This is a genomic window from Pedobacter ginsenosidimutans, assembly GCF_001442625.1.
Lineage (GTDB): Bacteria > Bacteroidota > Bacteroidia > Sphingobacteriales > Sphingobacteriaceae > Pedobacter > Pedobacter ginsenosidimutans.
On sequence record NZ_LMZQ01000065.1, the window covers coordinates 1 to 11,058 of the forward strand.

Here is an 11,058-nt window from a genome sequence, read left to right on the forward strand (position 1 = left end):
AACCTGTTCATCTTTAGAAAGTAAAATGCTGATTTGATAATAGGTTTGAGGAACGAAATTTTTAATCTCCAAAAAACGGGCGCAGATCATGGCCAGGGTAGGTGTTTGTACCCGGCCTAACGAAAGAACTGTTCTGTTACCTGCCGAAATACTTAGCGCCTGCGTGGCGTTCATTCCCACCAGCCAGTCTGATTCTGAACGGCAATGAGCCGAATTAAATAAGGTATCGTAATCGGTTCCAGGTTTTAAATTTCTGAATCCATCTTTTATAGCTTCATCTGTTTGTGAAGAGATCCAAAGGCGTTTGAAAGGTTTTTTGCATTTCAGGTAATAATAAATGTACCTGAAAATTAATTCCCCCTCACGCCCCGCATCCGTTGCCACAATAATTTCGCTCGCCTCATCAAAAAGTTTTTTTATGGTGTCTAATTGCTTCCGCACTGCGGGATCTTCTACAAAACCATCTTTTGTTTTAATCTTTCTAACGGCAAGTTTAAACTTTTGTGGAAGCATGGGTAAATGTTGCTTCCTCCAGCCAATAAAGCCATAATCTTGAGGGGGAGCCAATTGTAATAAATGACCGAATGCCCAGGTAAAAGAATATCCTTTACCTTCAATGTATCCATCTTTTCTGGTGGTTGCTCCGAAAACTTTAGCAAGTTCACGACCAACAGAGGGCTTTTCTGCAATTACAATCTTCATGAATGGGCTTATCTTTTCAACCCCAAAGATGATTAAAATATTGGCAACCGATTAAAAAAATTACTCACAATGCTACTTAACATTCGTTTTGGCAAACAATTATCAGATAACTTTGTCCATCATTTGTGTCAGGAATTTTTTATATCGGATTGATTAACAATTCGGTAATATCACTCTCTAACAGCTGTAATTGATTTTTAATGAATGGATAAAATTTATGAACTGGCAGGTAATAAAATTAAAGTAGGGCTCGAACCGCAATTAATCCGAGTGTATAGTAATGCTCAACTTTGGGCTTATCTCGATGGAAAAGCTGAGGCAAGGTTTGAGCTGCTGATAAATACAATTAAAGCCGATTATGAACAGCATTTCGGTAAAGTACTGGCTATTTCTAATGCTTCACTTATTGTAGAAATCCTGGTACATGTGTATTGCGATTACCTGGGGCTATCTTTCAATCGCATTGTGCGAATAAAATGGATTCAGGCTTTGGTTAAAAAACTGCTCAAACGTGCCGAAGTTGTAGACTGCGGCGAAAAGGCGGTAGACAATAACCGTTGGGTTTGGGATTTACTCGCCAGTTGCAAATCGTTTTTTATCCGGATTTTACCTAAAAAGCTGAACGCCAAAAATATTAAACAACATTAATCCATTTGTGCTGCTAGAATCTGTTCCTGATTTAATACAACACTTGCAGCAAGTGTTTCATTTAAAAACGATGAATTGTATTGTTGTTCTGAATTATTGATAAACAGTACCGTTCGGTCAGAAATGGTATTGATCACCTGATCGGCCAGCTTAGCCGGGACAGCAGGACAACCCTGACTTCTGCCCAGTCTACCCAATTGATCGATACTCTTTTGACTCACGTAACTGGCGCCATGAACCACAATAGACCTTTCTCTTGCATTGCTGTTAAAACCTTGATCCATGCCATCCAGTTTAAGCGAACGGCCATGTTTTCCGTAATAGATTTCTCCGGTTAAATAAAAACCTAAACTGCTCTGATTCGAGTTGATATTGTTGGAAAAGTAAGCTGGCTTATCGCCACCACTGTTCTGCCCATGGGCCACCCAAGTATTTAATACCAGCTTTTTGCTAGTAAGATCGATAATATACAAGCGTTTTTTAGAACTTTCCTGATCGAAATCGGCAATGGTTAAAATAGATTTGGCATGTAACAGGCCAGAATATTTTAAGTTATAAAAACCAGTTAGGGCTTTTTCAAAAACCTGTTCACTTAATCCGGCAGAATCTAAATGAACCTGATGATAAATATTCGAGATATATTGATTGTATAAGCTGTCTTTAGCAATGTGCTTAACTACTTCTTGTTGTATACGTGGAAGCTCCGCCGCTTTCCAACTTGTTCCGACAATGCTCATACCCACTAAAAAAATCGTAGCAATGTCCAGGATGTATTTCTTCATTCAGTATGGTTTAGTTTGATATTGAGCTATTTATACGGCTGTTTTGCTCAAATGTTGCCCAAATCGATTCTGTAGCGTTTCAAATACAATTGGTTTTACATTGTTGTGACTTAAGATGGGGCTATATAGCTTTTGGGAATGTTAATCGGGTGATTGGGCTGTAGTAGATTGTGTGCTATAGATTTCGCTAAGGTTGAAATGATTCTTAATTATAAAATTCTTTTCTGCCGCTCTTCGGTACAACCTGCCTGTTGGCCAGCAAATCCCAAAAAAAACGAAACATAAGTGTCCATAAAATAAGACCACGAAGGAATTGACAACCTCCCGATTATAGTCTGCGTTAATCGCCTTAAATCTGCGGGAAAAACTTACTAATCTTTCTTTCAATCTATTTCCCTATTTTTGCCGTATAAAAAATGTGAAATGCCAAACGAAGAAAATGATTATTCTTTCTGGACCAAATACAAAAGATTTGCTTCAACAGAAATTTTAATGTACCTGATCATGATTATCGGTATTGGCCTCGGGATTATTTTTTTAAGCTAAGTGCTAATTTTAAATAATCTGCAGAATTTACATCATTAATGAATTTCGAAAACTCATTATACTGTGCTGCCGGAAATGTACCATCGTTTAGTATAAATTTCCTGTAATAGGTTAGTTTGTTGCCTACTAAGCTTGCCTTACATATATATTCTCCGAAAGGGCTTTTAAAAGCTTTGCCTTGTCCAATAATCAATTCCGTAATTACATTATCTGGTAAGGTATAAACAATGGTATCTTCGTCTGTATATCCACGGTTAATGTAAACAGGCAGTGTTCTGTTCTTTATTTCAGGAATTGACCTCCTCAGATTAAAGGCATTGAGCTGTAAAAACATTTTATTTCCATTAACAGGGGCATAATTTCTGATATTAATGCTTACTTCTTCCGTTAATTTGGGCGATATGTCTTTTTTCTGCGCAAAGGAAACTGCTTCGAAATCAATATTGTCAATATTGTAAGCTTCTTTTAATAGTTTATGCTGTTCGGTTATTGATTTACCGATCAACGATTCCTGATTTTCATATTGTGAGCCAGCGTAAACAGTATTCATCTTCCCAGATACACTGCCGTCTAACTGAAGCGTTAAGTCGGCCTTACGTATCTGCAAGTTCTCAGCAGTTGTTAGTTTTGGTGTATGCAATAGTTTTCCTCCTTCAGAAGTACAGGCAAGTACTAATCTATCATCCGTAAAATCGCTTAAAAAGCCAAAGGGTATTTTTTGGCTGGTGCATTCTAACCAGGTTGTATCACCCTTTAATGGCATACATAAAATAATATGATTGCCCTGTACCATACTGGCGTATTTCGGGTCGATACTTTTCTTTTCTGAACCAGCCGATACTACGCAGTAATAAGAATCTATATTTGCTGCACTGAGCAGGCTTTGCATATAGTTTACTAAAGCTTTACAATCGCCATAGCCCAACCGGTCTACTTCGCTGGCTGCAATCGGCTGAAAACCGCCAATACCAATTTGTACGCTGATGTACCTTGTTTTGTCTTGTAAATACTGATAAATTTTACGCGCCTTATCTTTGTCCGTTTTTTCGTTTTTTACAAGATCTTTTACCATTTCAATGGTAGCAGGTGGGAGGGCTTTGCGTGCTGCTAACAGATCGTCATAAATCCATTTGCCGAGTTCTTTCCAGTTGGTATAACTGCCTTTATGGTTGTAGTAATAAAACGCTTGCGGGGCAATCTGGATGTTGGTTGCATAAGTTTCGTGTGCCGGGCTATAGGGTTCAGTTTTAACAGCCAGGATATTATTTGCCTTCCAGATTGTTTTTTTCTGCTTCTCATCAGTTAGTACTTCTGGTGTACCGCTATAATTCTGGGTTTTTATTCTTACCTGATCTGCTGGCTTACAAATAAAAGTATAAGTACTTTTCTCTACCGAAACATCATCAGCTGGTTTCGGACTCCAATCGGGTATAATCAGATTTTGCTTATTTCTAATTTCATAATTATAAACCACGGTGTAAGGATACTGGTTTACTGATGGCAGATAGTGTTTTACGCGGCTATCAACAAATAAGGAGAACCCATCGGCCGCGCTCATATCAGCAAAATCGTTCTGAGAAAACTTGTTGGTGAGTTTGCCAACGCTATTGTAAACTTCTCCTTTTATCCCCTTAATTGAAATATTTTTATCGTAATAGATCACCAAACGAGCTTCGTCCTCTCCATTTTGGTTAAATACCGTAATGGCTTTTTTTACATTGAGCATTACGTTATCAGGAGAGCGCATATCAATGGTTGTTTCTTCATTCCTGATACAGGCATTGGCCCGGTTGCGCAGATTAGCAGGAATTAAATCAACATCATAGTTGTCTTGCGCAAAGCCAACAACAGAAGCTAAAATCAAGGAAAATACGGTGAATAAGAATCTCATTTAATTTGCCTTTTTTAATAAAAATTCTGTTTTTTGGTTTTGGATGATCTTGCTATAGAACTCCTTTAAGAAAAGATATTCTTCTGGCTGATAAATAGCATGGTTAAACTGTAAAATCTGACTCATCGAAATTGTGGTTCCATCTAAGCCTGTTTGCAATAAATACCTTCCACCAGCATTGGGTAAAGCTATTGCCATATCTTTAGGTTTTTCTAGTAATTGGTATTTTTCTGGTAAAAGTACATTGATGATGATGCGCTCGTCAGACGCTGCGCCCAAATCAACTGGGTAGGTACGTTCGTTTAAATTAAACGGGTTTTTTGAAATGGTATTGATAAAAAATGGACTAAAATAAAACTGATCTTTATTGGTGCCATCGTTTATGGTAAACTCTACCTCATATTTTTCTATTAAAGAATTTTCTACACTATCCAGGTTCGAAATTTGATGATCCAGTATCTTGATTCTGGTTAAACGTTCATCAAGCTTCTCTACATACTCATCTGGCGAACTATATCGAAGGATATCTTTACGTTTGCCATATGCCGCGTAACCCATGGTATGGGTAGTTAAAGTGCCAATGATTTTTCCTTCAGTAGTCATTTTTCCCATAAGGATATAACTGGTGGTTGTTTTCTGGCTGGCCTTTAGATCGATCCAGTAAGATGGTTTCTTTAAATTGATTACCCTGCCTTGGTCGTTAATACACCGCAGTGGTAACAACCCGAAGGGTAGAAGTGGTTCAGTAGCATCCAACAAATAGCTTTTATCAGCAAGGTTTACTTTAGCCACCAGGTAATTAAAATCACTCATTACCGGATAAAGCTTGTTTACTGTTCCATTGTCACGGGTAGAAAGGATAACCGCTTCTGCATCTAAACCTGCTGCAGAAAGTGCCGCAATTAGGCTCAGGTTAATATCCGCCACATTGCCCGATCTGTTTTCTAATGCCTTTTTGATATTATCTTCTGAATATTTTCCGTAATAATTATTCCACTTGATCTGCTTTTTGATATAATTATAAACGGCTTTTGCTTTATCTAAATCAGTTGTACTTCCCTTTGTGATTTCTGGAATGAGGTCTTTAAAAACATCTTTCCTTTTCATCTGATCGCCCAAGGTTTTATATGATGACAGTTCATAATCAACATCTTTCCAGGTTTTAGTATAGGAAGTTTTTGCTCCATTCAAATTCTGTACATCCGAAAGTTCAAAATAAATGGCCGATTTAAAGTTACTGGGAGCGGTCATGTTATCTTCTTCAATAAATGCCGGAATGTTTTTCATCACGTAGTTGATTTTTGAGCAATCGATAGCTACACCTGAAAGCCTTAAACATTCTTTGCTCAATTCTGCTTTTTGATCTGTCAGTTTTTGAAATCCGCGTAAGGAAACATTGTAATTGTAAATGCCTGGAATATAAACCAAATATTCGCTAATCACCTTTGGAATGTTGCTTTGAAATTCCCATGTTTTGAAATTAAACAAGTTGGGTGATTTTAACCTGTAACTATATTCAATTACAGAGCCTTCTTTGAGGTTCGGGAGTGTAAACTTGGTTAATCTGGTGTATTTTGATCGGTTTTCAGTGAAAACAGCTTTTCTGTCCATCATGGTTTCTACAAAATTATTGTTTACATAATTAAAAGTAGAAGCTTTTAAATCACTGATCGTTTCTTCGCGGGATTCGTCTTTATAGGTTGGGATAACAATATTGGCTTCCTTAAAGCCTTCTTTATTGTAGATTTTGATTTTTACATGGTGCTCAAAAATCAGTTCTAAACTTCCGGTATTATCGTCCCGTTGAATTGATGCTGTACCAAACTCTTTTAAAACAATAGCGTTGGCATTACTGTCTAATTTTTTTCTGTCGAATTCATAATCGTCATAGGTGATTGCGCCAAAGTTAAAGCTTTGAGCATGAGTAGTTAATGATAAAAATAGGAGGAATAGTATGGTTAATGCTTTATTCATTTGAGCGTATATAAATTGTCGCAATTTAATCCTACAAACTAACATTCTGAAATAATTTGACAATTAAATTTATAAATTAATAAAGCTGTTTTACAGAACTAATGAAACCTTTTTAGCACTTTTGAAAAAAAGAATTTGACATTCCGATTCAAATCTAATGTCGCTAATCTCACATCATAAGAAATGAAATTAAATTTAAAGCGCCCTTTAGCATTTTTTGATTTAGAAGCTACTGGAATTAATGTTGGAGCCGACAGAATCGTTGAAATAGCGATTTTAAAAGCCATGCCAGATGGTTCTGAACTGGTTAAAACCTGGCGTGTAAATCCAGAAATGCCGATTCCTTTGCAAACCTCGTTAATACACGGTATTTATGATGAAGACATTGCAAATGAGCCTACTTTTAAAACTTTGGCAGCGGAAATTGCTGAATTCATCGGAGAAAGTGATCTGGCGGGATACAATTCGAATAAATTTGATATCCCTATGCTTTTAGAAGAATTTTTAAGAGCTGAAGTGGATTTCGATATGAATAACCGCAAGTTTGTTGATGTACAGAATATATTCCACCAAATGGAGCAACGTACCTTAAAAGCGGCTTATAAATTCTATTGTCAGGAAGATTTAATTAATGCACACGCTGCAGAGGCGGATGTAATTGCTACCTATAAAGTTTTACTTGGACAGCTAGAAATGTATAAGGAAACCGAGTTTGAGAGCAAACAGGGTGTAAAAAGTATCCCCGTTGTAAATGATGTAGATGCATTACATATCTTCACAAATATTAATAAACCTGTAGATTTTGCAGGTAGATTGGTTTACAATGATAACGATGAGGTGTGCTTTAACTTTGGTAAACACAAAGGTAAAACTACCGCACAGGTGTTTTCGGTAGAACCCAGCTATTATGCCTGGATGAAACAGGGGGATTTTCCGTTGTATACCAAGAAGAAATTAGATGAGGAATGGGCAAAATTCAATGCCAGGAAAAACGAAAACAAAGCAGCTAAACCGCAAAATAATGCACCTGCAAATAAACCTCAATATCAGCAAAAACCTCAGCCTAAGCAAGAAAAACCAGCACAACCAATCAATACAGATATGTTGGAGCAATTGAAAATGAAATTTGGCAAGTAGGTTTTGATTAATTGTGTAAACTGGTTAATCGGTTAACTGTTAATATTGATTGGTTATTAAAGATAACATTACGCTATGCGCAAAGCGCTTTGCCCTAAACTTAAAAAATGAAATCTATAAAAATATTTAGCCTTTTATTGTTTACCACTGTTTATGTCAGTGCACAAACTACTTTACCGATAGCACCTGAATTTCAAAAAACCTATCAAAAGGAAACGAGAAATACAGACGGAAAGCCTGGGAAAAATTATTGGCAAAATACTTCAAAATACGATCTGAATGTAGATTTTAATCCAGTAAGCAGGTTGTTAAAAGGTAAGGTTCAGATAACTTATACCAATAATAGTCCTGATACGTTGAAGGAAATATGGTTTAAGCTTTATCCAAATCTGTATAAAAAAGGAACACCAAGAAAGTCAAAATTGGCAGAGTCTGACTTGGGTGATGGTGTTGCTATCGAAAAACTGGCAGCAAACGGAAAGTCAATTACCGATTTTAAAATTGATGGAACCAATATGACTGTTAATGTTCCTGCGGTTGTTCCTGGCAAAACCATTAGCTTTTCTATCGATTACAGTTATACTTTAAATAAAGGATCACATATGCGTACAGGTCAGGTAGATGAGGGATCTCATTTCGTGGCTTACTTTTTTCCTCGTATTGCGGTTTATGATGATGTAGACGGATGGAATAAATTCCCTTACACAGGAGCTGAAGAGTTTTATAACGATTTTGACCAGTTTAATGCTTCAATTACAGTTCCTGATGGATATGGAGTTTGGGCAACCGGCGACCTGAAAAATCCTTCAGAAGTTTTCCAGAAAGATATTGTTTCGAGAATGTTATCTGCCGAAAAGAACGATGCTGTAATTGATGTGATTACCGACAAAGATTTGGCCGACAAAAAAGTAACTCAGCCTAATAATTTTAATACCTTTAAATTCGAGGCTAAAAATGTTACTGATTTTGTATTTGCGCTAAGCGATCATTATCTGTGGAAATCGAGCAGTTTAATAGTTGATCCTAAAACAAAAAGGAGAACCCGTGTAGATGCTGTTTTTAATCCAAAACATAAAGATTATTACGAAGTGATTGATTTCGCACGTAAAACGGTTGAAGCCATGAGTTATACTTTTCCTAAATGGCCATTTCCATACAATCATGAAACGATATTTGATGGTTTAGACCAAATGGAATATCCTATGATGGTGAACGATAACCCTGTTGACAATCGTACAGATGCCATTACCTTAACCGACCATGAAATTTTTCATACTATGTTTCCATTTTATATGGGGATAAATGAAACTAAATATGGTTGGATGGACGAAGGTTGGGCCACGATAGGCGAGTGGTTGATTTCTCCAATGATTGATTCTACCATTGTTGATGAATACGGCGTACAACCTACGGCATCCTCATCTGGCGGGAAAGATGATACCCCAATAATGACTTTAACACCTGGTTTAAAAGGATCAGGATCTTTTACCAATTCGTACCCTAAACCAGGTTTGGCTTATTTGTTTGTCAAAGATTATCTTGGAGATGAACTGTTTACCAAAGCTTTACATACTTATATTAAAAACTGGAATGGTAAACACCCAATGCCTTACGATTTCTTTAACAGTATAAACGAGGGCAGCGGTAAAAATTTAAACTGGTTCTGGAAAGCATGGTTTTTTGAAGATGGTGTTACCGATATGGCTATTAAAGCGGTTGACAAAACATCAGTTGGCTATACAATTACCATTGAGAACAAAAGCGATAAGCCCTTACCAATCGATTTATCCCTTACTTATGAAGATGGTTCTGTCGAAAATAACCATAACACTATTGGAGTTTGGGAAAAAGGGGGTAAGCAAGTGAAAATCGATATCAAGACAATAAAGAAATTATCAAAAGTGGTGATGGGAAATCCGCACACGCCTGATAAAGTGAAAAGCGATAATAGTTTTTCTGTGAATTAGATGGGGCTCACGGGTGGCAAGTTTTTATGGGCGATCTGCTTAGTTTAACTTGACTTCGTTAGTAAATTTGTCTTGATGTATAGTAATTGCTATGAATCGTCATCTCGACTGGAGGGAAGCGGAATGGAGAGATCTTTAAACTGTAATAGGGTCTTCGACTCCGCTCAGATTGACATATAGATTTAGCTTCGTTGAGCCTTCGGATTATCGACTACGTTGCGCTTCGCTCGAAATGACGATAAACATTATTCAGGTTTCAGAAAATCGATATTCCTTTTCAATCCGGTAAATTTAGTGCGCTTAACTGCCGATCCTTTAAAGACTTTTTTAAAAACATCATCCGTAATTTCAATCAGGTCTTTTGCATTTAAGTCCAGTAAGCCATTCTCAGGCTTAAAAGCTTCTTCATTGTGTGCTTTAGAGAAACGGTTCCAGGGGCAAACATCCTGACAGATATCACAACCGAACATCCAGTTGCTCATTTTATCTTTAAACTCATTGGGGATTTCATTTTTGAGCTCAATGGTAAGATAGGAGATGCATTTCGTTCCATCAACAACTTGTGGTGCAATAATGGCATCAGTGGGGCAGGCATCCAAACAACGGGTGCAAGTTCCACAATAATCGGCTTGGTAAGGATGGTCATAATCCAGCTCCAGATCAACAATCAACTCTGCAAGAAAGAAAAAGGAACCATCAGTTTTACTGATGAGATTAGAATTTTTACCAATCCAGCCAATTCCTGATTTCTTGGCCCATGCACGGTCTAAAACTGGAGCTGAATCTACAAATGCCCTTCCAGAAACTTCACCAATGTTTTCTTCAATAAAATGAGTTAATTCTTTCAATTTATCTTTTATTACTATATGGTAATCTTGTCCGTACGCATATTTGGAAATTTTTGGCGCATCAGGGTCTGATTGTTTTTCTTCTGTGTAATAGTTTAAGGATAAGGAAATTACTGATTTCGCATCCTCTACCAAAAGTCTTGGATCGAGGCGTTTATCGAAATAATTTTCCATATATTTCATTTCGCCATGGTGGTTTTGATTCAGCCATTTTTCTAACCTTGGCGCCTCTTCTTCAAGAAATTCGGCTTTAGAAATACCACAGGCCATAAAGCCCAAACGCAGGGCTTCATCTTTAATGAGTTGGCTATATTTTGCAGAATTGTTATACACTGATCTGCAAAGATAAGGCTTAGGATTTAAAACATTTTCATTAATCACTTGTTCTCAATACAGAAACTAAATTAATTAATTATGGTTCATCCTGCTGGAAATTAAACTAGGAAAGGAAGAACTTTTAGAGTATTAGCTATGGAAAATATAGATCCACAACATACGGAATCAGGAGCAGCTCCTAAACCGATCGAAAAAGATTATGAAAGTCATAAAGAAGATCCAGGGCC

Annotated in this window: 9 protein-coding genes; 4 read left to right on the plus strand and 5 right to left on the minus strand. The window is 37.0% G+C overall.

Annotated features, from left to right (window positions below; genetic code table 11):
* On the minus strand, nt 1–702 hold a 702-nt coding region (locus ASU31_RS26490), incomplete at its 3' end, for a DNA topoisomerase (protein WP_245224620.1).
* A 204-nt stretch (nt 703–906) separates the two neighbouring features.
* Here ASU31_RS26490 and ASU31_RS26495 point away from each other — a divergent pair.
* Nucleotides 907–1,350, plus strand: coding sequence for a hypothetical protein (locus tag ASU31_RS26495; protein ID WP_057935246.1), 444 nt, complete (start codon nt 907–909; stop codon nt 1,348–1,350).
* Here ASU31_RS26495 and ASU31_RS26500 read toward each other — a convergent pair.
* Nucleotides 1,347–2,132, minus strand: a complete 786-nt coding sequence (locus tag ASU31_RS26500; RefSeq protein WP_057935247.1) for a murein L,D-transpeptidase catalytic domain family protein — start codon at nt 2,130–2,132, stop codon at nt 1,347–1,349. The two genes, ASU31_RS26495 and ASU31_RS26500, sit on opposite strands and share 4 nt — an antisense overlap.
* A 423-nt stretch (nt 2,133–2,555) precedes the next feature.
* Between ASU31_RS26500 and ASU31_RS28035 the strand changes: the two genes are divergently transcribed.
* A complete protein-coding gene (locus tag ASU31_RS28035; RefSeq protein WP_255512125.1) occupies nt 2,556–2,678 on the plus strand; it encodes a hypothetical protein in 123 nt (40 codons plus the stop codon).
* On the opposite strand, the gene ASU31_RS26505 is transcribed toward ASU31_RS28035, so the two are convergent.
* Together ASU31_RS26505 and ASU31_RS26510 are read right to left on the minus strand one after the other, a co-directional pair.
* A complete protein-coding gene (locus tag ASU31_RS26505; RefSeq protein WP_057935248.1) occupies nt 2,662–4,569 on the minus strand; it encodes a DUF3857 domain-containing transglutaminase family protein in 1,908 nt (635 codons plus the stop codon). The genes ASU31_RS28035 and ASU31_RS26505 overlap by 17 nt on opposite strands.
* A complete protein-coding gene (locus tag ASU31_RS26510; protein WP_057935249.1) occupies nt 4,570–6,543 on the minus strand; it encodes a transglutaminase family protein in 1,974 nt (657 codons plus the stop codon).
* Between the two features lie 183 nt (nt 6,544–6,726).
* Between ASU31_RS26510 and ASU31_RS26515 the strand changes: the two genes are divergently transcribed.
* Together ASU31_RS26515 and ASU31_RS26520 are read left to right on the plus strand one after the other, a co-directional pair.
* Nucleotides 6,727–7,680 carry a 3'-5' exonuclease gene (locus ASU31_RS26515; protein WP_057935250.1) on the plus strand — a complete coding sequence of 318 codons (954 nt, stop codon included), beginning with the start codon at nt 6,727–6,729 and terminating at the stop codon, nt 7,678–7,680.
* A gap of 107 nt (nt 7,681–7,787) precedes the next feature.
* The gene (locus ASU31_RS26520) at nt 7,788–9,647 is read left to right on the plus strand and encodes a M1 family metallopeptidase (RefSeq protein WP_057935251.1); all 1,860 of its coding nucleotides are present in this window, start codon (nt 7,788–7,790) and stop codon (nt 9,645–9,647) included.
* 245 nt (nt 9,648–9,892) lie between these two features.
* Here ASU31_RS26520 and queG read toward each other — a convergent pair whose 3' ends face one another.
* A complete protein-coding gene (gene queG / locus ASU31_RS26525) occupies nt 9,893–10,828 on the minus strand; it encodes a tRNA epoxyqueuosine(34) reductase QueG (protein WP_057935252.1) in 936 nt (311 codons plus the stop codon).
* Between the last annotated feature and the right edge of the window lie 230 nt (nt 10,829–11,058).

Excerpts from the sequence above, each read along its gene's own strand:
- ASU31_RS26495 (WP_057935246.1), top strand. The coding sequence starts at position 907 with ATGGATAAAATTTATGAACTGGCAGGTAATAAAATTAAAGTAGGGCTC.
- ASU31_RS26500 (WP_057935247.1), bottom strand. The coding sequence starts at position 2,132 with ATGAAGAAATACATCCTGGACATTGCTACGATTTTTTTAGTGGGTATG.
- ASU31_RS28035 (WP_255512125.1), top strand. The coding sequence starts at position 2,556 with ATGCCAAACGAAGAAAATGATTATTCTTTCTGGACCAAATACAAAAGA.
- ASU31_RS26505 (WP_057935248.1), bottom strand. The coding sequence starts at position 4,569 with ATGAGATTCTTATTCACCGTATTTTCCTTGATTTTAGCTTCTGTTGTT.
- ASU31_RS26510 (WP_057935249.1), bottom strand. The coding sequence starts at position 6,543 with ATGAATAAAGCATTAACCATACTATTCCTCCTATTTTTATCATTAACT.
- ASU31_RS26515 (WP_057935250.1), top strand. The coding sequence starts at position 6,727 with ATGAAATTAAATTTAAAGCGCCCTTTAGCATTTTTTGATTTAGAAGCT.
- ASU31_RS26520 (WP_057935251.1), top strand. The coding sequence starts at position 7,788 with ATGAAATCTATAAAAATATTTAGCCTTTTATTGTTTACCACTGTTTAT.